20 protein-coding genes are annotated in these 22,048 nt (G+C 71.7%); 8 read left to right on the top strand and 12 right to left on the bottom strand.

The window, feature by feature from the left end; genetic code table 11:
- Positions 1-304: 304 nt before the first annotated feature.
- Positions 305-1,948, bottom strand: a complete 1,644-nt coding sequence (gene cdgB, locus H180DRAFT_RS00975; RefSeq protein ID WP_055484036.1) for a diguanylate cyclase CdgB — start codon at positions 1,946-1,948, stop codon at positions 305-307.
- Positions 1,949-2,510: 562 nt separating this feature from the next.
- Between cdgB and H180DRAFT_RS00970 the strand changes: the two genes are divergently transcribed.
- Entirely contained in the window at positions 2,511-3,044 is a 534-nt protein-coding gene (locus H180DRAFT_RS00970) for a flavin reductase family protein (protein WP_079099744.1), read from the top strand.
- Between the two features lie 167 nt (positions 3,045-3,211).
- Here the strand turns inward: H180DRAFT_RS00970 and arfB are convergent, their stop codons facing one another.
- Positions 3,212-3,661, bottom strand: a complete 450-nt coding sequence (arfB, locus tag H180DRAFT_RS00965) for an alternative ribosome rescue aminoacyl-tRNA hydrolase ArfB (RefSeq protein ID WP_055484034.1) — start codon at positions 3,659-3,661, stop codon at positions 3,212-3,214.
- Between the two features lie 164 nt (positions 3,662-3,825).
- On the opposite strand from arfB, the gene H180DRAFT_RS00960 reads away from it, so the two are divergent.
- Both H180DRAFT_RS00960 and H180DRAFT_RS30160 read left to right on the top strand, forming a co-directional pair.
- Complete coding sequence (locus H180DRAFT_RS00960) at positions 3,826-4,401, top strand: TerD family protein (protein WP_055484033.1); 576 nt, start codon at positions 3,826-3,828, stop codon at positions 4,399-4,401.
- A 145-nt stretch (positions 4,402-4,546) separates the two neighbouring features.
- Positions 4,547-5,152 carry a hypothetical protein gene (locus tag H180DRAFT_RS30160; RefSeq protein ID WP_055484032.1) on the top strand — a complete coding sequence of 202 codons (606 nt, stop codon included), beginning with the start codon at positions 4,547-4,549 and terminating at the stop codon, positions 5,150-5,152.
- A gap of 51 nt (positions 5,153-5,203) precedes the next feature.
- Here H180DRAFT_RS30160 and H180DRAFT_RS00945 read toward each other — a convergent pair whose 3' ends face one another.
- The 4 genes from H180DRAFT_RS00945 to H180DRAFT_RS00930 all read right to left on the bottom strand — a co-directional run bounded on the left by H180DRAFT_RS00945 (position 5,204) and on the right by H180DRAFT_RS00930 (position 8,694).
- The gene (locus tag H180DRAFT_RS00945) at positions 5,204-5,887 is read right to left on the bottom strand and encodes a pentapeptide repeat-containing protein (protein WP_079099743.1); all 684 of its coding nucleotides are present in this window, start codon (positions 5,885-5,887) and stop codon (positions 5,204-5,206) included.
- Between the two features lie 173 nt (positions 5,888-6,060).
- Positions 6,061-6,420 (bottom strand): cupin domain-containing protein, encoded by a 360-nt coding sequence (locus tag H180DRAFT_RS00940; protein WP_055484031.1) that lies wholly within the window; start codon positions 6,418-6,420, stop codon positions 6,061-6,063.
- 354 nt (positions 6,421-6,774) lie between these two features.
- A complete protein-coding gene (locus H180DRAFT_RS00935) occupies positions 6,775-7,629 on the bottom strand; it encodes a lysozyme (RefSeq protein WP_055484030.1) in 855 nt (284 codons plus the stop codon).
- A 285-nt stretch (positions 7,630-7,914) separates the two neighbouring features.
- Positions 7,915-8,694, bottom strand: a complete 780-nt coding sequence (locus tag H180DRAFT_RS00930; RefSeq protein ID WP_055484029.1) for a uracil-DNA glycosylase — start codon at positions 8,692-8,694, stop codon at positions 7,915-7,917.
- A gap of 492 nt (positions 8,695-9,186) precedes the next feature.
- On the opposite strand from H180DRAFT_RS00930, the gene H180DRAFT_RS00925 reads away from it, so the two are divergent.
- Complete coding sequence (locus H180DRAFT_RS00925) at positions 9,187-9,705, top strand: DUF488 family protein (RefSeq protein WP_368073104.1); 519 nt, start codon at positions 9,187-9,189, stop codon at positions 9,703-9,705.
- An 81-nt stretch (positions 9,706-9,786) separates the two neighbouring features.
- On the opposite strand, the gene clpB is transcribed toward H180DRAFT_RS00925, so the two are convergent.
- Genes clpB through dnaK form a run of 5 tightly spaced genes read right to left on the bottom strand, consistent with a single transcriptional unit; the run spans position 9,787 to position 16,358 of the window.
- Positions 9,787-12,447, bottom strand: coding sequence for an ATP-dependent chaperone ClpB (gene clpB, locus H180DRAFT_RS00920; protein WP_055484027.1), 2,661 nt, complete (start codon positions 12,445-12,447; stop codon positions 9,787-9,789).
- A 9-nt stretch (positions 12,448-12,456) separates the two neighbouring features.
- Entirely contained in the window at positions 12,457-12,810 is a 354-nt protein-coding gene (locus tag H180DRAFT_RS00915) for a chaperone modulator CbpM (protein ID WP_074466536.1), read from the bottom strand.
- Positions 12,807-13,751 carry a DnaJ C-terminal domain-containing protein gene (locus H180DRAFT_RS00910; protein ID WP_055484026.1) on the bottom strand — a complete coding sequence of 315 codons (945 nt, stop codon included), beginning with the start codon at positions 13,749-13,751 and terminating at the stop codon, positions 12,807-12,809. Before H180DRAFT_RS00910 ends, H180DRAFT_RS00915 begins: the two co-directional genes overlap by 4 nt.
- Positions 13,752-13,757: 6 nt before the next feature.
- The gene (gene grpE, locus H180DRAFT_RS00905) at positions 13,758-14,444 is read right to left on the bottom strand and encodes a nucleotide exchange factor GrpE (protein WP_074466535.1); all 687 of its coding nucleotides are present in this window, start codon (positions 14,442-14,444) and stop codon (positions 13,758-13,760) included.
- Between the two features lie 9 nt (positions 14,445-14,453).
- On the bottom strand, positions 14,454-16,358 hold the full coding sequence (dnaK, locus tag H180DRAFT_RS00900) for a molecular chaperone DnaK (protein ID WP_055484025.1): 1,905 nt from the start codon (positions 16,356-16,358) through the stop codon (positions 14,454-14,456).
- A gap of 350 nt (positions 16,359-16,708) precedes the next feature.
- Here dnaK and H180DRAFT_RS00895 point away from each other — a divergent pair, with 350 nt between their 5' ends.
- The 3 genes from H180DRAFT_RS00895 to H180DRAFT_RS00885 all read left to right on the top strand — a co-directional run bounded on the left by H180DRAFT_RS00895 (position 16,709) and on the right by H180DRAFT_RS00885 (position 20,402).
- Positions 16,709-18,580 carry a PucR family transcriptional regulator gene (locus tag H180DRAFT_RS00895; protein WP_055484024.1) on the top strand — a complete coding sequence of 624 codons (1,872 nt, stop codon included), beginning with the start codon at positions 16,709-16,711 and terminating at the stop codon, positions 18,578-18,580.
- Between the two features lie 200 nt (positions 18,581-18,780).
- Positions 18,781-19,545: an SOS response-associated peptidase gene (locus H180DRAFT_RS00890; protein WP_055484431.1), complete on the top strand. Its 765-nt coding sequence runs from the start codon at positions 18,781-18,783 to the stop codon at positions 19,543-19,545.
- 146 nt (positions 19,546-19,691) lie between these two features.
- On the top strand, positions 19,692-20,402 hold the full coding sequence (locus H180DRAFT_RS00885; protein ID WP_055484023.1) for a helix-turn-helix domain-containing protein: 711 nt from the start codon (positions 19,692-19,694) through the stop codon (positions 20,400-20,402).
- Here H180DRAFT_RS00885 and H180DRAFT_RS00880 read toward each other — a convergent pair.
- Positions 20,384-20,962 (bottom strand): dihydrofolate reductase family protein, encoded by a 579-nt coding sequence (locus tag H180DRAFT_RS00880; protein ID WP_055484022.1) that lies wholly within the window; start codon positions 20,960-20,962, stop codon positions 20,384-20,386. The genes H180DRAFT_RS00885 and H180DRAFT_RS00880 overlap by 19 nt on opposite strands.
- A gap of 336 nt (positions 20,963-21,298) precedes the next feature.
- Here H180DRAFT_RS00880 and H180DRAFT_RS00875 point away from each other — a divergent pair, with 336 nt between their 5' ends.
- The gene (locus H180DRAFT_RS00875) at positions 21,299-21,718 is read left to right on the top strand and encodes a helix-turn-helix transcriptional regulator (protein ID WP_055484021.1); all 420 of its coding nucleotides are present in this window, start codon (positions 21,299-21,301) and stop codon (positions 21,716-21,718) included.
- The last annotated feature ends 330 nt before the right edge of the window (positions 21,719-22,048 follow it).

Genomic DNA, 22,048 nt, shown 5'->3' with positions numbered 1-22,048 from the left:
GGCTACGCCAACGCCGGGTGATCGCGCAATGGCCGGAAGGAGCGGATCAAGCCCGTACTCGGAGCGGGCCCCTCCGCTGCCTTCCGGTCCGGCGCCGCGTTCCGGCCCGGCGCCGCCCCGGGGCCCGGCCCTAGGCCCTGTCTGACAAATCCCGTCTGGGTTGCGGTGTCTGGCACGCACGTTCGCTGCGTTGTCGATCGTCGGCGCAGCCCGCTGCGCTCTCCTCCTCCGCCTTGCGACCGCACGCACCAGACACCGCAACCCACGTCCTGACGGACGTACGACGCTATTTGTCAGACAGGCCCTAGCCGGCCCGGCGCTGCCCCTTGGAGCGGGATCGCTTCTCCACGTACATCCGCTGGTCCGCCGACTGCAGGACCTCCTCCGCGGTCATCCCGCACCCCGCCCACCCGATGCCGAAGCTGGCTCCGACGCGCACCGCACGTCCGTCGACGCGGATCGGCGGGATGATCGCGTTCCGCAGGCGGACGGCCAGATCCTGCGCCTCGGCCGGACCCACCCCGTCCGTGAGCACCACGAACTCGTCGCCGCCCATGCGGGCCACCGTGTCGTTGTCCCGCACCCCGGCGGAGAGCCGGCGCGCGACCTCGACGAGTACGGCGTCCCCGCAGTTGTGCCCGAAACGGTCGTTGATCGACTTGAAGCCGTCCAGGTCGCAGAACAGGACCGCGAGACCTTTCTCACCCTGGACGGTGCCGGTCGGCGGCACCGCGTGCGTGTGGTGCGGGTCGTACATGCCCGTGGACGCGATCACGCCCGAGCCGGCGTCGTCGAAAGGAGTCACGGAGCCGGGCCCGTGGCCGGCGTCCCCGTTCCGGCCCGGCTGCATCACGCCGGAGACGGCGGGCCCCGGCCGGGCGCACAGGCGCCCGTTCAAGCGGGTGCGCAGCTCGGCGCTGTTGGGCAGCCCGGTGAGGGAGTCGTGGCTCGCGCGGTGGGCCAGCTGGAGTTCGTGCCGCTTGCGGTCCTCGATGTCCTCGACGTGGGTCAGCAGGAAACGCGGCCCGTCCGCGGTGTCGGCCACCACGGAGTTGCGCAGCGAGACCCATACGTACGAGCCGTCGCGCCGGGCCAGCCGCAGCTCCGCACGGCCGCCTTCCGCGGACGTGCGCAGCAGGGTGCCGATGTCCTCGGGATGGACTATGTCGGAGAAGGAGTAGCGCCGCATGGCGGAGGCGGGCCGCCCGAGCAGCCTGCACAGCGCGTCGTTGATGCGGATGAGGCGGCCGTGCTGGTCCCCGCCCATCTCGGCGACGGCCATCCCGCTCGGTGCGTACTCGAAGGCCTGCCGGAAGCTCTCCTCGCTGGCGCGCAGCGCCGACTGCTCCCGCTCCAGGCGGACGAGGGCACGCTGCATGTTGGAGCGCAGCCGTGCGTTGCTGAGGGCTATCGCGGCCTGGGACGAGTAGAGCTGAAGCGCCTCGCGGCCCCAGGGGCCGGGCCGCCGTCCGTTGCGGGGTCTGTCGACGGAGAGGACGCCGAGCAGTTCGCTGTCGGAGGCGTACAGCGGGGCGAAGAGGCGGTCCATGGGGTGCCAGTCGTCGGGCGACCGGGGGGCGGGGCCGGTGGAATGCCACTGCGGTACGTCGTCGTGGTCGAGGACCCAGCCCTCCGTGTAGGGGATGAACCGCAGGTTGCCCCACGCCTCCCCCATCGACAGCCGGCGGTCCCAGGAGGCCCGCGAGCCGGTCCGGCCCGCCATCATCGCCTCGGCTCCCTGGCTGCCGGCGACAGCGGCGACGACGAGGTCGCCCTCGGGACGTACAAGATTGACCGCCGCTATCTCGAAGCCCAGCCCCTCGACCACGCCGTCGGCGACGGTCTGCAGGGTGTCGGCGAGGCTGCGGGCGGTGCTCAGCCGTGACACGACGAGGTGCAGCTCACGCAGGCTGGCAAGGCGGACGTAGGGCTCCGACTCGGTTTCCATCGCCCTCCCCCTGAGCCTCGTTCGTCAACTCCAGGTGTTCACGGGACGTCATTGTCCGACTGCCACGGCCACTGAATCACAGCGAGCTGTTCTCCAGGTACACAGGGTCAACAATTATTGCCCGCTGTGACTCAAGTCACAACCGTACGCAGCCTGTTGACTCCTCTCCGTGTGCTCCCGCGGCGCACTCCGCCCTCGGTCGACGCTCTCGACCGAATGACCGGTCCACAGACAGTACGGCCTTACCGGAGCGTAGAGCCTGGAAAGCGCCCCTTTTCACGCCCCCTATGTGCAACCTTCGCGCGCCCCGGCATCCGCGCTCACAGGGGCTCTGGACGCCCTGCGGACTCCCGTCCCTGGTCACAGCTCCGTCACCACACAGACCTGCAATGTGCACACAAAGAGCACAGTACGGTCACAGATCCGGACCGTCCGCCTTTGCCGATCATGGGTCCGAAGTCCTGGTCCCGGGGGCCGATGCATCCGGCGGAGGGCAGCAGTTAGCGTTTTTGACGTGTCACACGCAGTTCAGCAGCAGACGACCCCGGCGCCGGACCACCCGATGCCCCATGCTGAGGGGGTGAGCGAGGACGAGTTCCGGGCGGCCATGGCGAGACTGGCGGCAGGGGTGGTGCTGGTGACGGCATTCGACCCCGACGACGGCCCCGAGGGCGCGGACGTCGGCATGACCGCCAGCGCCTTCATGTCCGTCTCGCTCGAACCGCCGCTGGTCATGGTCAGCGTCCGCGACGGATCGCGCATGGACGAACTGCTGGAGCGCCGCCCCTACTGGGCCACCTCCCTGCTCACCGAGAGCCAGCGCCAGACCGCCGGCCGCTTCGCGATGAAGGGCCGGCTCAGCGACAGGCTCCTCTTCCGCGAACTCCCGCACACCCGCGGTGAGGCATCCGGGGCACCGCTGGTGGACGGGGCCCTGGCCACGGTCGAGTGCTGCACCGAGCAGCGCGTGCGGGCGGGCGATCACACCCTCGTCATCGGGAGGGTGCTGAGCACGGGACTGCCGCACGTCGCGGACACCGGACCGCTCCTGTACTACCGGGGTCACTACCGCTCGCTGAGCAACGGCGGCTCCTGACCTCCGAGTTGGTCCCCCGCGTTGGTCCCCCTAGCCGGTCTCCCCGAGCCGGTCCGCCGCCTCGGTTCCGGCTTCGTTCCCCTGCCTCTGCCCCGCGTCGGCCCCCGGCCGGGGGTGCCGGGCGGGAACGGCCCGAGAGCCCCGACGGCGCGCGCGGGAAAGGGAGTTCACGACCAGTCGCGTCCCGAGCGCCCGCGCTTGATGTCGCCCCGCTGCTTCTTCTGACGGAGCCGGCGCTCGTTCACCCCGCGCGGCACCTTCTTCTTGCGGCGCGGGCGCGGCGGGGGCGCCGTCGCCTCCGCGAGAAGCGCGGCCATCCGCCGGCCCGCCGCCTCGCGGTTCCGCCACTGGGACCGGTGCTCGCTCGCCCGGACGACCACGACACCGCCGCCGACGAGGCTGCCCGTGCCCGCGAGCCGCTCCAGGGCGCGCTCCTTCCACACCGCGGGCAGCGCGTCGCTTTCCGCGAGGTCGAACCGCAGCTCGACCTGGGTGTCACTCGTGTTGACGTGCTGCCCGCCCGGCCCCGACGAGCGCGTGAAGCGCCACACCAGCTCGGCCTCGGGCAACGAAACCGATCCGCGGATGACAAAAGGGGACGGGGACATGTCTCCCATGGTCGCTCCCCGCTCTTGTCCGGGCCACCGGCTTTTTCCACCGGGGACCTGGAACCCCGCCATGTACGAGGTGCGTTGTGCAGGGGTAGGAACGAGCTCCCGAGCGACTTCCACCGGCCGCCGGCCGGTTCCACATCGGATCTCACCAACGGAAGGGCATCCCCATGGCTGTAAGCCTGTCCAAGGGCGGCAACGTCTCCCTGACCAAGGAGGCACCGGGCCTGACGGCCGTCACGGTCGGCCTCGGCTGGGACGTCCGCACCACCACCGGCACCGACTTCGACCTGGACGCGAGCGCCATCGCGGTGAACACGGCCGGCAAGGTCTACTCCGACCAGCACTTCGTCTTCTTCAACAACAAGGCGACGCCGGACCAGAGCATCGTGCACACCGGTGACAACGTCACCGGAGAGGGCGAGGGCGACGACGAGCAGATCAACGTCAACCTGGCCGGCCTGCCCGGCGACGTCGAAAAGATCGTCTTCCCGGTCTCGATCTACGACGCCGAAAGCCGCAGCCAGAATTTCGGCCAGGTGCGCAACGCCTTCATCCGCATCGTCAACCAGGCCAACCAGTCCGAGATCGCGCGCTACGACCTGAGCGAGGACGCGGCCACGGAGACCGCCATGGTCTTCGGCGAGCTGTACCGCAACGGCGCGGAGTGGAAGTTCCGTGCCGTCGGCCAGGGCTACGCGTCCGGACTGGTCGGCATCGCGCAGGACTTCGGCGTCAACGTCTGACGCGGTCGCCGAGTGCGTGCTCCCCGACGCGGGGAGTACGGAGCGAGGGCGGCGCCTCCCGTCGAAGGGGGCGCCGCCCTCGCCGTGTTCCGGCCGCCGGCCCGCGCCGCGGACGCGACGCCCGCGGCGTGACACGATCGCTCCCGTGCTCGACATCGGCTACTCCCTCTCCCGCCGCTTCCCCGACCCGCCGCAGACGGACTACCGGACGGCGGACGTACGGGCACTGCGCCACGATCTGTTCAGCGGGGACGTCTACCTCGCGGACACGGAGGCGGACCGTGAACTGTCCACAGCCTGGGGATGGTTGCCGGTCCTCGACTTCGCCTGGGCACTGTGCGACACGGTGGAGCTGCTCGACGCCGGCCCTCCCCCGGCCTCCGGCCGGGGCGGGGTCTCCCCTGGGGGCACTTCCCCTGGCTTCGCCGGGGAGGTCCCACCCCGGCGAAGCCAGGGGGAGAAGCCGGGGGAAGTGCCCCCCGGAAGCCGCGCAGCAGGGCCGCGATACGCAGAGGTGGACTTCACCGAGAGCACCGACCGGATGCGCTTCGAGCGGCGGTTCGGCTGGGTGGACATCACCGCCGACTGGTCAGCGCGGGGCGAGCCCCCGCTCACCTTCCAGCACACGGAACTGCGCCGCGAGGCCCGCGACTTCCTCCACGACCTCCTCGCGGACCTGACCGACATGCACGAAGGGCTGGCTGACAACCCGGTCGTGTGGACGCTGCGCGCACGCTTTCCCCGCGTGTGACGTCTCCCGGGGCCGGTCCGTAGTCTGCACGGCAACGCCTGCCGGGAGAGCTCAGCCCTGGACCCGCACGCCGAGTTGCGCCGCGAACGCCGGTGCGAGATCCATCAGTTGGGCGGAGCCGATGACCGCCCCTCCCAACTGCCCGATGCCGCCCGCGATGTCCAGCTCCGCGGCGCCCCGCAGGTCGACGTCCGTGAGTGCCGCCCCGCTGAATTCGACACCGCGCAGCACGCATCCGGGGAACGCGACCCTTTCGAGCGTGGCTCCGCCGAAGTCCGGCTCCACCAGCACGCAGTTCTCGAAGGTGACGTCGAGCAGCCGGCTCTGGCGGAGATTGAGGAAGTCGATCTTCCCTCCGCGCACCAGCACCCTGGACAGCCGCGCCCCGTGCACCTGTACGCCGCCGAGCCGGGCGTCCAGCAGTTCGACGTCGCGCAACTCCGAGCCGACGAGGTCCGTACCCGCTCCCGTGACGGCCTCCAGAACGCTGTCCAGCAGCCGCGCACGTTCCCATCTCGCTTCGTTCAGCGTGCAGTTGCTGATGCCGCACTCCAGAAACCGTGCCCCGGAGGCGTCGGTGCGGCTCAGATCCGCACCCTCGAACTCCACCCCGTCGTAGTCCCCGTCCGGTGAGAGCGCCCCCTCGTGGGCACGCAGCTCCGGAAGGTTCACCTCCGGCCTGCGGGGCCCTTTGACTGCTCCCCCGGCCTGTTTCGTCGTCCTCGTGCTCGCCATCCCGACATCGTGCACCGAGCCACTGACACCACCGCGCATCACCCGCCGCACAGAGGCGGTCGCGGACGGCGCCCATGTCCCGGCCGGCGTCGTCCGCGGCCACCGTCCCGGTTGTTCAGCGGTCGTTCAGTTCAACGCCGCCCCGGAAAGCTCCAGGGCCCTGTGCCGTCCGGTCAGTGCTTTGCGTAGTCGACCGCCATCTGACCTGCGAAGTCGTACAGGATGACCGGCTCGTCGCCCACGACCCACGCATCGTGACCGGGCGGTGCGACGAACACGTCGCCGGGCCCGACCTCGGTCTCGGTGCCGTCGTCGTCCATCTTCACGCGCATCCGCCCCTGCACCATGAATCCGTTGTGGTGCACCTGGCAGGTCTCCGTGCCCGCTATCGGACGGAGCGAATCCGTCCAGCGCCAGCCGGGCTCGAACGTGGCCACGGCGAAATCCAGGCCGGTGAGGTGCAGGGCTTCGATGTGCCCGCGCGGGAAGTCACGCCGTTCGTCTGCCTTGTCGACCGTCTTGACTTCGATCATGAGGTTTCACTCCAATCAACCCCCTGCTCATTCCATGGTGCGACTGCGGCAGCGGGAGCGGCGAACGTTCTGAGCAGCCGATTTCCCCGGGCCGCCGCTGACACGGGAGGCGAGGCCGCCACCCGGCGGGCACGGCGGAGGGGCGCGGCGGGCACGGTCAGCACAGCGGGGAACAGCGGAACCACGGGGCACGCGCGGGCACGGCGGAGGGGCGCGGCGGGCACGGTCAGCACAGCGGGCAACAGCGGAACCACGGGGCACGCGCGGGCACGGCGGAGGGGCGCGGCGGGCACCGCGCAAAGCAGCGGCCCCCCGGTCGTTTCCGGGGGGCCGCCGACAGAGGTGAGCGGGCGCTCAGCCCGTTGCGAGCACCTTGAGCCGCGCGAGGGAACCGTTGAAGCGGTCGTGGTCACCGACGGTCTTCCCCGTCGAGGTGTACTGCCAGAACGTGTGGAACGGCCAGCCTCCCGGGAGCGTGCCGACCGACTTGCCCCAGCTGGGGATCCACAGCGGGTTGGTCCTGCTGAACTTCCTGGAGTTCCCGGTGCACGTCTTCCACCAGGTCGCCGAGGTGTAGATGACCGCGTCACGGCCGGTGCGCGCCTTGTACGTCCTCACGAAGTCGCTGATCCAGTCGACCATGCCCTTGTGCGACTTGCCGTAGCAGGCCGGACCGTACGGGTTGTACTCCACGTCGAGCGCGCCGGGGAGCGTCTTCCCGTCCTTGCTCCAGCCCCCGCCGTTCGAGGCGAAGTAGTTGGCCTGAGCGGCGCCGCTGGAGTTCGAGGGCAGGGCGAAGTGGTAGGAGCCCCGGATCATGCCGCTCTTGTACGAGCCGTTGTACTGCTGGGCGAAGTAGGGGTTCTTGTAGCTGGTGCCCTCCGTGGCCTTGACGTACGCGAAACGCGAACCGGCTTTCCGGAGCGTGGCCCACGGGACGTTGCCGTTGTGGCTGGAGACGTCCACGCCTTCGACGGACGCGGCGAGAGTCCGTGACGAGGCCGGGGATGCCGGTGCATGGCCTTCGTGGGCCCTGAGGGTGGAGCCCATCCAGTCCTTCTCTGGGTGAGCCAGTCGTTCATCGTCACCTTGCGCCGCGGCGATCCCGGGCAGTGCGAAGAGCAGAGTGAGGGCGGTGAGCAGAACGGCGGGCGTCCTCGCCGAGCCGGTGACGGCACGGCGCGACGGGCCGGACCTGGGCTGGGGCATGCGTGCCTCCGTAGATGTCGATGAAGTCGCGGAGCAGCAGCCACGAATGTATCCGGACAAAAACGTATTAAATGGTTGCCTCGCCGAACGGGAGGCGCGTGCCGGGACGGGGCCGCCCGTCCGCCCGGGTACGGGGCCGCCCCGTCCGCCCGGGTACGACGGAGACCGGGACTCCGCGAGTCCGCCGGGAGGCCGTGGAGCAGCGGGGCTCCGACGGGAGGCCCGCCGGGCAGCGGATTGCGCCCCGTGAACCCCGCCGTCGGCCCGGCCCGGCGGCCCGTACCGTCAGCGCGTCGGCAGACCGGCCGTCTCCGCCCCGCGGCGCAGAACCTCGCGGAGCATCCCCGGGGTCACGGTGCGCGTGAACATGTTGCGCCGGCTCGGGTGGTAGCAGCCGACGAGACGCAGTTCCGCCTCGCCCTGCGCGTCGCCGAGCAGCACCTCTGTGCCGTGCCCGAACGCCGGGCGCGGACGCGGCAGCCACCACCCCGCGTCGGCGAGCACCGGAAGCAGCGCCTGCCAGGCGAAGCCGCCGAGCACGACGACGGTACGCAGAGCTGGACGCAGCAGCTCCAGCTCGCGGGCGAGCCAGGGACGGCACCTGTCGCGCTCGGCGGTGGTGGGCCGGTTGGCGGGCGGGGCGCAGTGCACCGGCATGGTGATCCGCACCCCGTGCAGCTCCATGCCGTCGCCGCGGTGCGTGGCCGTGGGCTGCGAGGCGAGGCCGATGTCGTGAAGGGCGGCGAAGAGCGCGTCCCCGGAAGGGTCACCGGTGAAGACCCGGCCGGTGCGGTTGCCGCCGTGTGCCGCCGGTGCCAGTCCGACGAGCGCCAAGGGGGCGTCCGGTGGGCCGAATCCGGGGACCGGGCGGGCCCAGTACTCCCAGTCGAGGAAGGCTTTCCGCTTGGTGCGGGCCGCTTCCTCGCGCCAGGCGACCAGCCGCGGGCAGGCACGGCAGGCCGGGACAGCCGCGTCGAGTTCGGCGGTGGTCGCCGCGCGAGGCGCCACGGCCGCGGGGAAGCCGGGGGCCTCCTCCGGCCGGGCGGAATCCGACGACGCCGACATCACTCTCTCCTCAGCCGGTCCTGGTTCTCCTCTGCCGGGCTCTCGACCGGCTCCTCTGCCGGTTTCTGCACCGGCTCCTCGGCCGGTCTCCTGCGCCCGGCCGCTCCTTGCTCTCTTCTGCTGGTCTCTTCCGCTGCTCTTCTCCGCTGGTCTTCTCCGCTGGTCTCCTCCGCTCCACTGTGGCTGTCCTCGGCCGGTCTCCCCGGCCGACGGACCCCGGCCCGGGCCCGTCTTCGGCACGTTTCTGCGCCGGTTACCCCGCCCCGTCCCGTAGACCGGCTTCGTGGCTCACCGGCTCACCGGCTCGTCTTCGGCCGGTCTTCGCCGATCTTTCGGCTCTCCGTCGGGCGGAGGTCCACGACTCGCTGGCACACTCGGTCCCATGCGAATGCTCTCGTCGGACACGTGCCCACGGGAACACCTCTTGCGTGACACCGCCACGCCCGCCGTGCCGCCGACGCCCGTCCGCGCCCGGTGACGGCGACCGCTCCGCTGGTGACCTTCGGTCACGGCCTCGCGACGCGTGACGAGATCACCGCTCTCCTCCGGGACGCGGGCGTCGTCGCCGTCGTCGACGTGCGGACGGCGCCGGGAAGCCGCCGCAACCCGGACGCCCGGCGGGAGCTGATGGCGGAGTGGCTGCCCGCCGCGGGACTGGAGTACCGCTGGGAGAAGCGGCTGGGCGGCTTCCGCAAGGCGGCGCCCGACTCGGAGGACGTCTTCTGGGAGCATGCCCAGTTCCGCGGCTACGCGGGCTACACGCGCGACCCCGCGTTCCTCGCGGCCATGGACGAGTTGCTCGGGCAGGCGTCCAGGACGGAACGCACGGCGGTGATGTGCGCCGAGTCCCTCTGGTGGCGCTGCCACCGGCGGATCATCGCGGACTTCGCCGTCCTCGCACGAGGCACGCCCGTACTGCACCTGGCTCACGACGGGCGGCTCACGGAGCACCCGCCGGCGCAGGGCGCACGGCTGCGCGACGACGGCCTCCTCGTCTACGACCGGCTGTGACCCGTCGCCGTCCCGGCACCGTCCGGACGGGACGGAGGTCAGGCCGTACGGGACGGAGGTCAGCCCGGTACGGGACGGAGGTCACGCTGCCCTGGCGAGGTAGTCGTCGCGGGGCCGGACTCCCCCCGCCGGCGCCCGGTAGGTGACGGCCGGTTCCCCGTCTGCTGCCTCGACGAGCACCGACGCGCCGTCCTCGACGTCGCCCCGCAGCAGGGCACGCCCGACGGCCGTCTCGACCTCGTGCGAGATGTAGCGGCGCAGGGGCCGGGCGCCGTACACGGGGTCGTAGCCCTGGTGTGCGATCAGCCGGCGTGCCGGCTCGGTCAGTTCGACGGTGATCCTGCGTTCCGCGAGCCGGGAACGCAGTTCGTCGAACTGGAGATCCACGATCTGCTCGATCTGCTCCTCGCCGAGCGGGCTGAAGAGCACCACGTCGTCGACGCGGTTGAGGAACTCGGGCCGGAAGTGGGCGCGCAGTTCGTCCATGACGCGGTTGCGGGCGTCCGCCCTGATCTCTCCCTCCGCGGTCACGCCGTCCAGCAGGTGCACCGAACCGATGTTGGACGTCAGGATGATCACGGTGTTGCGGAAGTCGACGGTGCGGCCCTGCGCGTCCGTGATCCTCCCGTCGTCGAGCACCTGGAGGAGGGTGTTGAAGACATCGGCGTGCGCCTTCTCGATCTCGTCGAAGAGCACGACGGAGTAGGGCTTGCGCCGCACCGCCTCGGTCAGCTGCCCGCCTTCCTCGTAGCCGATGTATCCGGGAGGTGCGCCGACGAGCCGGCTGACCGTGTGCCGCTCCTGGTACTCGCTCATGTCCAGCCGCACGATGCTCTCCTCGGAGTCGAAGAGCGCCGCCGCGAGAGCCTTCGCCAGCTCCGTCTTCCCGACGCCCGTCGGCCCCAGGAAGACGAAGGACCCGATGGGCCGCTTGGGGTCGCGGATGCCGGACCGGGACCGGATGACCGCGTCGGCGACCAGGCCGACGGCCTCGTCCTGTCCGACGACCCGCTTCCGCAGGATGTCGTCGAGCCGCAGCAGCTTCTCCCGCTCGCCCTCCTGGAGACGTGTCACCGGGATACCGGTCCACGCCGCGACGATCCCGGCGATCTCGTCCTGGGTGACCACCTCGCTCAGCATCCGTGACTCGCCCTGCTTGGCCAGCACTTGCTCCTCCTCCGCGCCCAGCCTTCGTTCGAGGTCGGTGATCTTGCCGTAGCGCAGTTCGGCCGCCCGGTTCAGGTCGTAGGAGCGCTCGGCCTCCTCGGCCTCCTGACGCGTCCGCTCCAGTTCCTCGCGAAGCTCCTGCACCCTGCGGATCGCCTGGCGCTCGGCCTCCCACTGGGCCTGCTTCGCGTCCGTCCCCGCCCGCAGGTCGGCGAGCTCCCGCCGCAGTTCCTCCAGCCGCGCGGTGCCGGCCGGGTCCGACTCCTTGGTCAGCGCCGCCTCCTCGATCTCCAGGCGCGTGACACGGCGGGTGAGTTCGTCCAGCTCGGCGGGCATCGAGTCCATCTCCGTGCGCAGCCGGGCGCATGCCTCGTCGACGAGGTCGATGGCCTTGTCGGGGAGGAACCTGTCGGAGATGTAGCGGTGGCTGAGCGTGGACGCGGCGACAAGCGCGGTGTCCTGGATGCTGACGCCGTGGAAGATCTCCAGCCGCTCCCGCAGGCCGCGCAGGATCGAGACGTTGTCCTCGACGGACGGCTCGTCCACCATGACCTGCTGGAACCTGCGCTCCAGTGCGGCGTCCGACTCGACACGCCTGCGGTACTCGGCCGGCGTCGTCGCGCCGATCATGTGGAGTTCGCCGCGTGCCAGCATCGGCTTGAGCATGTTGCCCGCGTCGATCGCGCCCTCGGGGCCGCCGCCCGCGCCGACGACGTTGTGCAGCTCGTCGACGAACAGCAGGATCCTGCCCTCGGCTGCCTTCACCTCGGCGAGCACGGCCTGGAGCCGTTCCTCGAACTCGCCGCGGTACTTGGCTCCGGCGACGAGTGAGCTGATGTCCAGGGAGAAGATCGTCTTGTCCCGCAGCCCCTCGGGAACGTCACCTCTGACGATGCGCTGCGCGAGCCCCTCCACGACGGCGGTCTTGCCCACGCCCGGGTCGCCGATCAGCACCGGGTTGTTCTTCGTCTTCCGGCTGAGGATCTGGGTCACACGGCGGATCTCGGCGTCCCGTCCGACGACCGGGTCGAGAGTGCCGCCCCGTGCCTCGTCGACGAGGTCGCGGCCGTACTTCTCCAGCGCCTCGTACGCCCCTTCGGGAGTGGCGGAGGTGACGCGCTGACTGCCGCGGACCCGGCTGAGGCTGCTGAGGAAGGCGTCACGGGTGACGCCGTGCTCCTCCAGCGTGCGCCCCTCCGCGGTCGCGGAGCCCTCGTCGGTCATGGCGAGCAGCAGATGCTCCACGGAGACGTACTCGTCCTTGAGTCTGCGGGCCTCCTGGTCGGCGGTCTCCAGCAGGTTCGCCAGCCCGCGCGTCACATACACCTGTTCCGTGGCGGCTCCGGCGCCGGTCTGCCGTGGTTTGCGGGCCAGCCGGCGCTCCACGTCCTCCCGCAGCGCCGGGACGTCGGCGCCTGCCTGTTCCAGGAGGCGCGGTATGAGGCCGTCGCTCCTGCCGAGCAGCGCGGACAGCAGGTGCTCGCCGTCCACCTCGCTCCGGCCCAGCCGTGCCGCCGTGGACCGGGCCTCCTGGAGCGCTTCCTGCCACTTCTGTGTCAGACGGTTCATATCCATGACGAGTCATCAACTCCTCACACCGCTGCGGCGCAGCCGCGCCTCCAGCACGGCGATGCGGTCGAGCAGGTCCAGGACCAGTCCCAGCGACGCGTAGTTCAGGCAGAACCCGGCTCGCAGCCGCTGGATGCGGGCCAGAATCATGGGCGCCGACGAGGGGAACCACAGACGTCCCTCGGCGTCGCGGTGGACGTCTTCGAGGAGACCGAGCGCGACGAACCGCCGTACCAGCTCCGGGTGCAGCCCCGACCGGCGTGCGACGGTCTCCAGGCTCAGCCGGCGCGCGGGCGCCAGCACGTGGGACGGACGGGCCGCCCCGCTGCCGGCGCGGGGCCCATAGAGCCCCGACCGCGAGGTCGTCATGACTGCCTCCTCGGATCGAAGTCGGAGGTGGCGGCGAGCTCTTCGAAGAGCTCGCGTTCACGTCCCGACGGCGCGGACGGCACCATCACGCGCAGCTCGGCGTAGAGGTCGCCGGGAGACCCGCCGGGGTCGGGCATGCCCTCGCCGCGCAGCCGCAGCCGCCTGCCGCTGGAGGACCCGCCGGGAACGCTCACCTTCGCCGGCCTGTCGGGAGTGGGCACCGGAACGGTCGCGCCGAGCGCCGCCTCCCACGGGGTGACGGGAACCTGGACGTGGATGTCGCGGCCGTCGAGGCGGAAGCGGGGGTGCGGCGTGATCCGCACCCGCAGGAACAGGTCGCCGGCAGGGGCGCCCTGACTGCCCCGGCCGCCCTCGCCGGCGAGCCGGATGCGCCGGCCGTCGACGACTCCGCGGGGGATGTCCACCTCGTAGGTGCGGGCCCCTTGCATCCCGCTGAGAGTGATGCTGCGGCGGCCCCCTCGGTAGGCCTCCTCGACGCTGAGCGGCATCTCCGCCTCCTGGTCCGCGCCGCGAACCGGGCCGGGGGCGCCGCCTGCTCCGAACATCGAACCGAAGAGGTCGTCGAGGTCGACGCCGACGTCCTGGAACGGTCCGAAGCCCTCGCCGAGGTCCTCCGACACCCGCACACGCGGGCCCCGGCCCCGCGGTCCGCCCGCCCTGCCTGCGCCGGCGCCCACACGTTCGTCGTAATCCTCGGGGATCTGGCGGAACTCGGGGCCGTAACGGTCGTACCGTCTGCGGGTCCTGGGATCGGAGAGCACGCTGTAGGCCTCGTTGAGCTCCTTGAAGCGCTCCTCCGCCGCCGGCTCGGTGTTGACGTCGGGGTGGTAGTTCCGGGCCAGCTGCCGGTAGGCCTGCTGGATCTCGTCCGCGCCGGCGTCGCGGGCCACGCCGAGGACCTCGTAGTAGTCGTGCGCCACGGCAGGTCACTCCCGCCGCGCCGTGACCGTGACGGCCGCGGGACGCAGCTGGCCGGGGCCGTCGCCGTAGCCGGGGCGCAGAACTTCGCTGACGACGCCGGGCCCGGACCCGTCGTCCTCGACGGTGCTCACCGCCTCGTGACGTGCGGGGTCGAAGGGCACCCCGGTCTCCTCGTGCCGGGCGAAGCCCAGCTTCTCGAAGGTGCCCACGGCCTGGTCCCGCACGGCCCGGACTCCTTCGATCACGGAGGACGGGTCGGACCCGGCGTGATCGAGGGCCAGCTCCAGGTGGTCGATGACGGGCAGCAGCGCCGCTGCCGTACGGGCACGCTCCGCCGAGCGTTCCTGCTCGAGTTCGCGGGCGTGGCGCTTGCGCAGGTTGTCCGCGTCGGCCAGAGCCCTGTGCCAGCGGTCGCGCAGCTCCTCCACGGTCTCCGCCGTCGCCCCGGGCCCGGCCTCTGCACCGGGTTCCGTCGGCGGCCCGGGTTCGGCCCCTTCTCCGGGCTCCCGCCCTTCCCGGGGTTCCCCGGCTTCGGCCGTCGCTCCGGGTTCCCCGGGTTCGGCCGTCGCTCCGGGTTCCCCTGCGGCCTGCCGCTCGCCCGGGGCGCCCTCCCCGGAGGTGCCGGGCTCCTGTACTTCGTCCCCCTCCTGCAGCGGGAACTCCGCTTCCGTGGGGTCGTTCTTCTTCGGCATGGCACCGCCTCAGCCCTTGTCGAACTCTGCGTCCACGACGTCGTCACCACCCGGGGGGCCCTCACCGCTCCCGCCCTCGGAGGACGCTGCACCGGCGGGGGCCGCTTCGGGGCCGGGTGCCGCCCCGCGGGCGCCCAGGGCGTGGAAGAGCTGCTGAAGCTCGGAGGTGAGCGAGCGGACGCCCTCGAGTTCCTCCCCCTGCTCCACGGCCGTCCGGGCGTCGGCGACGAGCATCTCCGCGCGGGCCTTCTCGTGCTGCGGCGCGTCGTCGCCGAGCTCCGAGAGCCGGCGTTCCACCTGGTAGGCGATGGTGTCCAGTTCGTTCCGGGCGTCCACGGCCCGGCGGAGAGCCTGGTCCTCGCTGCGGTTGCGCTCTGCCTCGGCGACCATCCTCTCGACCTCGCCGCGGTCGAGGTTCGAGCTCTCGCTGATCGTGATGCCCTGCTCGGCGCCGGTGTCCCGGTCGCGTGCGGTGACGTTGAGGATGCCGTTGGCGTCGATGTCGAAGACGACCTCGATCTGGGGCTCGCCACGCGGCGCCGGCCGGATGTCGGTGAGCTGGAACCGCCCGAGCACCCGGTTGTCGGCGGCGTTCTCGCGCTCGCCCTGAAGCACCACGACGTCCACGGCCGGCTGGTTGTCCTCGGCCGTCGAGAAGGTCTCCGAACGCCGGACGGGGATGGTGGTGTTCCGCTCGATGATCTTCGTCATGACACCGCCGCGCGTCTCCACGCCCAGCGAGAGCGGCGTGACGTCCAGCAGCAGGACGTCCTTGACCTCGCCCTTCAGCACACCCGCCTGGATGCCGGCGCCCACTGCGACGACCTCGTCGGGGTTGACGCTCATGTTCGGCTCCATGCCGCCGGTGAGCCGGCGGACGAGGGCCTGCACCGCGGGAATCCGCGTGGAGCCGCCCACGAGGATGACCTCGTCGATGTCGTTGTCGGTGATCTTCGCGTCGGCCATGGCCTGCCTGACCGGGGCCAGGCAGCGTTCGACCAGGTCGGCGGTGATCTGCTCGAAGGTGGAGCGCCTCACCGTCTCCGTCAGGTGTTTGGGGCCGGCGGCGTCCGCGGTGATGAACGGCAGGCTGACCTGCGTCTGCGTGACCGAGCTGAGCTCCGTCTTGGCCTTCTCCGCCGCCTCGAAGAGCCGCTGCAGGGCCTGCGGGTCGTTGCGCAGGTCGATGCCGTTCTCCCGCTGGAACGCGTCCGCGAGGTGATCGACGAGCCGACGGTCGAAGTCGTCGCCGCCCAGGTGGCCGTCGCCGGCGGTCGAGCGGACCTCGACGACCCCGTCGCCGACGTCCAGGATGCTGACGTCGAACGTCCCGCCGCCGAGGTCGAAGACGAGCACGCTCTCGTGCTCCTTCTTGTCCAGTCCGTAGGCGAGCGCGGCGGCGGTCGGCTCGTTGATGATGCGCAGCACTTCCAGCCCGGCGATGCGGCCCGCGTCCTTCGTCGCCGTGCGCTGCGAGTCGTTGAAGTACGCGGGAACGGTGATCACCGCTTCGGTCACCTTCTCGCCGAAGGCCTTCCCGGCGTCGTCCGCGAGCTTCCGCAGGACCTGTGCGCTGATCTCCTCCGGCGCGTACTGCTTCCCCCGTACCTCGAAGCGGGCGACGCCCCCTTCGCCCTCGACCACGTCGTAGGCCACTGCCTTCGCCTCGTCCGGGACCTCGTCGTAGTTGCGGCCGATGAAGCGCTTGGCGGAGTAGATCGTGCCCTTGGGATTGAGGATCGCCTGGCGCCGCGCCAGCTGGCCGACCAGCCGCTCCCCGGTGTCGGTGAAGGCGACCACGGAGGGTGTCGTACGGGTGCCCTCCGCGTTGGGGACGACCGTCGATTCGCCGCCCTCCCAATAGGCGATGACCGAATTCGTGGTGCCGAGGTCTATGCCCACTGCCCTGCCCATGAGGTGCCTCCTCCTCCAGCGCTCACCTACCGGCCGGAAGCGGTCACTCACGCGACGACACGTGTGTGCCTCGCTTGGGGCCCCGGGCCCGGTTCCCCGGATTCGCCCGAAACCCCCGGCGGAGCCCGGCCCGCCACCGCCTTCGGCCTGCGCGCGATGCCGGCGCACGTGATCCACGGTGCGTGACGCGTGAAGCAGTCGCATGGGCCTCCCGGGGCAGAGAGACGGCCGGAGGGTCGCACTCCCGGGGGCAGCGCGGCGCCCTGCCACGGACAGGCGAGCGCCTCCGGCCGTCGCTAGCCTGAAAAAAGGGGAAGGGGGACGGCACGAGGAGACGCGGGGGTCAGCACATGGGCGTCAACCCCACGGAACAGCGGCAGAGCCTTCCCGCCCCCGCCACGTGGGGGACGGAGGGCCCGGACGGCCTTCGGGACCTCGTCCTGCTCTCCATCGCCATGTTCGACGGATGCGACGAGGAGGGCGTCCTTCACCTGGCGATGGCTGCCGTGTCTTCCCTCACGTCCTGCACGGCGGAGGCCGGCTATCTGCGCCGCGACGGCGGTGACCCCGGTGACGGTGGCGGTGGCTCCGGCGGAAGCGGTCACGTCGACGGTGGCGGCGACGGGAGCGCCGCGGGAAACCGTGACGTCGACGGTGGCGGAGGCGCCCGCGGAAGGGGTCACGTAGACGGAGACGGTCACGAAGGCGCCGGGAACAGCGGCGGGGTATGGATACGCGCGCCCGACGCACGGGACGGCGCCCCTGGCACGGACCTGGACGATCAGGTCGCCGCCCTCCGCGGGGAGGACGGAATCGTGCGGGTCCCCGGGCGGAACTGGTGCGAGGCCGTCGCGCTGCGCTCGGCCGGGGCCACCGTCGGATACCTGGTGGTCAGCGCGGCGACCCGGATGTCCGAGGAGGAGCAGTTCCTGATCGGGGCGCTGGCGCAGCAGACTTCGGCTGCCCTGAGCAACGCCGCGGGGCGCAGGGCGGAGCGCGAGCACGCCGCCGCGCTGCGCCGAGCCCACCGCGATCGCGGCCGGGCGATCGCCCGGCTCCGCGAGTCGGTGGCGGAGCTCGAATTCCAGAAGTCCGTCCACGAGGGCCTCAGCCAGGCTTCGGCCGAGAGCGAGGACGGCATCGCAGACATGGTCCGCGCGTTCACCGGTCTCCCGGTCGCCGTCGAAGACCCCTTCGGGAATCTGCGGGTGTGGTCGGGCCCCGGCCGCCCCGAACCGTACCCGGCACGGGGGCTCGTGCGGCGCGAGCAGGAGGTGCACGGCGGCATGCGGCGCGCCGGCCCCGTACGTGCCGGGAACCGCCTCACCTGCATCGCCCAGCACCGCGGCAAGGTGTTCGGCACGATCTCGCTGATCGACCCCGGCAGAACGGCCGGGCCCCACGAGGAGTTCGTGCTCGACCACGCCTGCGTCGCCCTGGCCCTGGAGCTGTCCCACCAGCGTCGCCTGGCGGAGACGGAGCTCCGGTTGCGCCGCGAACTCGTCGAGGACCTGATCACCGGGACCGACGACGCCGGGGCCTGCGGGCGCTCCGAAGCCGTCGGCCACGATCTGCACGGCACGCACCGCCTCGTCGTCGTGCGGTGGCGGGACAGGTCGGCGGCCGCCGTCGCCGAGGCCGTCGGCCGCTCGGCGGCGAACCTGGGCCTCCGCTTCCTGCTCGGCCGCCGCCCGGGGGCCACGGTGCTCGCCGTGCGGGGCACCGCCGCGCCGCACGCGCTGCACGAGGCCGTTGCGGAGGAACTGGGCTCCGCGGACGGAAGTGTGGGGATCGGCGGACGGGCCGACTCACCGGCCGGCTTCCCCCGCTCCTACGAGGAAGCGGTGCGCGCCTCGGAGTTCCGGCGTCATTCGGGCAGCCCCGCCGGTGCCACCGCATACGACGAGCTGGGCTTCTGCCGCATCCTCGCCTCCGGCCAGGACCAGGGGAAGGCCGAGGAGTTCGTACGGGAATGGCTCGGCCCTCTTCAGGACTACGACGCCGGGCACCACACGGACCTGGTGCGGACCCTGGCCCTCTACTTCGACTGCGGCGGCAACTACGACACCGCCGCCTCCGAGCTGACGATCCACCGCAGCACCCTGCGCTACCGGCTCGGGCGCATACGGGAGGTCAGCGGCCACGACCTGTCGCAGCCCGACACACGGCTCAACCTGCATGTCGCGACCAGGATCTGGCAGGTCGTGCACGCCTCCGCCTGAGCGTGCCCGGCCGAACGCGCCCGGGGCCGGGGCGGTTCGCGCCGGGGGCCGGGGCGGTACGCGCCGGGAGCCGAGGCAGCGGCGCCGGGAGCCGAGGCAGCGGCGTCCAGGAGCCGGAGGCTGAGCTCGCCGGGAGCCGGACGTTGCGCACACCGGCCGACCGGGCCCTGACTGTCGTACCGGCGTGGCAGGGTGGACGCATGTGCGGCAGATACGCCTCGACCCGCAGCCCGGAAGACCTGGCCGGTCTCTTCGACGTCGACCAGTGGGACCGGGAGGCGGCCCTGGGCCCGAACTACAACGTCGCTCCGACCGACCAGGTGTGGGCGGTCCTGGAGAAGGCCGACCGTGAGACGGGGGCGGTGGAGCGCCAACTGCGGCCGCTGCGCTGGGGCCTGGTCCCGTTCTGGGCGAAGAGTCCGGCCGTCGGAGCGAAAATGATCAATGCCCGCATGGAAACGGTCCACGAGAAACGGGCCTACCGCCGCGCGTTCGCCAAGCGCCGCTGTCTGCTGCCTGCCGACGGCTTCTACGAGTGGCAGTCCGTCCCCGCGACCGAGACCCACAAGGCGTACAAGCAGCCCTACTTCATCCATCCCCACGACGGCCGGGTGATGGCGCTGGCGGGCCTGTACGAGGTCTGGCGGGACCCCGACCGCGACACGGACGACCCGCAGGCCTGGTGGCGGACCTGCACCATCCTCACCACCGAGGCCACCGACGCGGCCGGCAGGGTCCACCCGCGGATGCCGCTGGCCATCGACCCCGCCGACCAGGCCGCATGGCTCGACCCCTCGCACGAGGACCCGGACGAGCTCCGCGCGCTGCTCACCTCGCCCGCCGGAGGGGAGCTGGACGCCCGCCCGGTCTCCACCGCGGTCAACAACGTCCGCAACAACAACCCGCATCTGCTGGATCCGGCGGAGACCGGCGACCCGGAAGCGGGCAAGGACTCCTCGTCCTGATCCGGGCGGGTCCTGGGCCCCGGGGCCTTCGGTCTGCTGTCCGCGGACCGCGGACCGCAGACAGCGGACCGCTTCGCGGTCAACCGGTCTGTTTTCACGGTCAATGGGCGGGTTCGCCCGCCGCGGCGCGGCGTATCCTTCGCTCCGTGGCACTGCGCTTCGAGACACGCCGGTCCGGTTCGCCGTGGGTGGACACCGTGTGGACCTGCACGAGCGAGCAGGTCACTGCGATGACGTCCGTCGCGGGGGTGTGCTGGGGCCTGGTGTTCTGGGAGCAGGACGGCCGGGCTTACGCGGGCGTCACCGGCCCCGAGACCCGGACCGGCAGTGCGCCGGTTCCGGAGGGCGCGGCCTTCACGGGCATCGAGTTCGCCGTCGGCACCTCGTTGCGGGCCGTTCCCACCGCGGCGCTGGTCGACGGCGGTGTGGAGCTTCCCGGCACCACGCGCCGGACGTTCCGGCTGAACGGAGAGCGCTGGGAGACGCCCGGCCCCGACGATGCCGAGGCCCTCGTCGAGCGTCTCGTGCGGGCCGGGACCGTGGTCCGTGACCCGCTCGTCGCCGAGGTGCTGCGGGGCCACCGCCCGGCCGTCTCCGGGCGCACGGTCGAACGCCGCTTCCGCGCCGCGACCGGGCTGACGCGGGGCGCGGTCCGGCAGATCGAACGGGCCCGCACGGCGGCCGAACTGCTGGCGGCCGGTGACCCGGCCGCCGATGTCGTCGCCAAGCTCGACTACTTCGACGAGCCGCACCTGGCCCGGGCGCTGCGCTGCTACGTCGGACGCACCGCCCGGCAGCTGCGCGAGGGCACCGGAGGCGCCATAGCGCTCGACCTGGATCAGCGCCTGACGCTGTAGACCAGCTTCAGGATTCCGTTCGAGTAGCTCTCCGACTCCCGCAGCGTCAGCATCGTCTTGGCGCGGTCTGCCCGGTCGAACAGGCTCTCCCCGGCACCGAGCAGCACGGGGAAGACGAGCAGGTTGTACTGGTCGATCAGGCCCGCTTCCGACAGCCGCCGGGCCAGGTCCGCGCTCCCGTGGATGAAGATCGCGCCGCCCTCGCTCTCCTTGAGCGCGGCGACGTCCCCGGTCGAGCGAAGGATCGTCGTCGGCCCCCATCCGTCGACGAGGGCGTCCTCGGACAGCGTGGACGACACCACGTACTTGGGGAGCTCCTTGTAGTCGGCGTGATCCTCCGAGCCGGGCCAGACCGGCGCGAACGCCTCGTAACTGCGGCGGCCGAACATCAGCGCCGTCGTGTCGGCGAGCTCCTCGCCCTTCAGCGACCAGGCTTCCGGGACGAACTCGAGGTCGTCGACCACCCAGCCACCGCTGCGGTGCTCCTCTCCCGGCCCGCCGCCGGGCGAGTCCACGACGCCGTCGAGCGACATGAAGCATGTGTAGACCAGATCACGCATCGTGCTGTCTCCTCATGGTGCCGGCTCCTCGCGATCGAGGGAGCTGCTGAGCCCACGCTAGAGCGCTGCCGCGGCGGCCGTCTTGGACGGAAACGACAGCGGGCCCGCAGCTCGCGGACAGCGCCCGGCCGCCCCGGCCGCCTTGGTCGGGAGCCGGCACCGGGGCCCGTCGCCCCGTCGGCGCCCGCACGCCCGGCACACCCCGGGCACTCGACCGCCGGGCCGTGAAGTGGCACGCTTCCACAGGTGACCAGCACATCTTCCGCCGCGCCCCCGCAGCCGTGGGCGGGGGCTTCCCCGGACGGCCGGCCGGGAGAGCCCCGAACGGCACGGCACTTGCGTGACCTCGCGCGGCTGCGCCGCGTCCGCGACCGGATCGACCGGGAGTTCGCGCAGCCGCTGGACGTCGAAGCGCTCGCCCGCGGCGCGCACATGTCGGCCGGGCACCTCAGCCGCGAGTTCCGCCGCGCGTACGGGGAGTCCCCGTACGGATACCTGATGACGAGGCGCATCGAGCGGGCGATGGCTTTGCTGCGCCGCGGCGACATGAGCGTCACCGAGGTCTGCTTCACGGTCGGCTGTTCGTCGCTGGGCACCTTCAGCACCCGCTTCACCGAACTCGTCGGGATGCCGCCGAGCACCTACCGCCGGGAGGCGGCGCAGGCGACGGCGGGGATGCCGTCGTGCGTGGCGAAGCAGGTGACCAGGCCGGTCAGGAATCGAGAAGCGCGGACGGCGGAGCCCCGCCTAGCCTGACCGGCATGGACGTCACCGTTCTTGCGCTTTCTGTCCTGCGCTTCCCGTGGCAGCGGGACAGGCACCTGCCGCCCGATCACCGTGACCGGGCGTGACCCGTGCACGGTCCTGACCCGCACGACCGCAGGCCACGCGGCCACGAGCCCGGCAGCCGCCACCACCGGGCAGGCGACCGCGACCCTGCCGCACGGGCCTGCCGGCACCGGACCGTTGCCGCGGCAGTTCGGACGAAGTAGAACCATACGGACAACCACACGTACTGCTCGGAGCAGATCCGGCCGTCCCGCCGGCGCCCGTCCCGGCCACCGCGAGAAGGACGCGCCGGCGACC

Origin of the sequence: Streptomyces sp. WMMB 322 (assembly GCF_900090145.1) — a bacterium.
Classification (GTDB): Bacteria; Actinomycetota; Actinomycetes; order Streptomycetales; family Streptomycetaceae; genus Streptomyces.
This window is presented reverse-complemented; position numbering and strand designations above follow the sequence as displayed.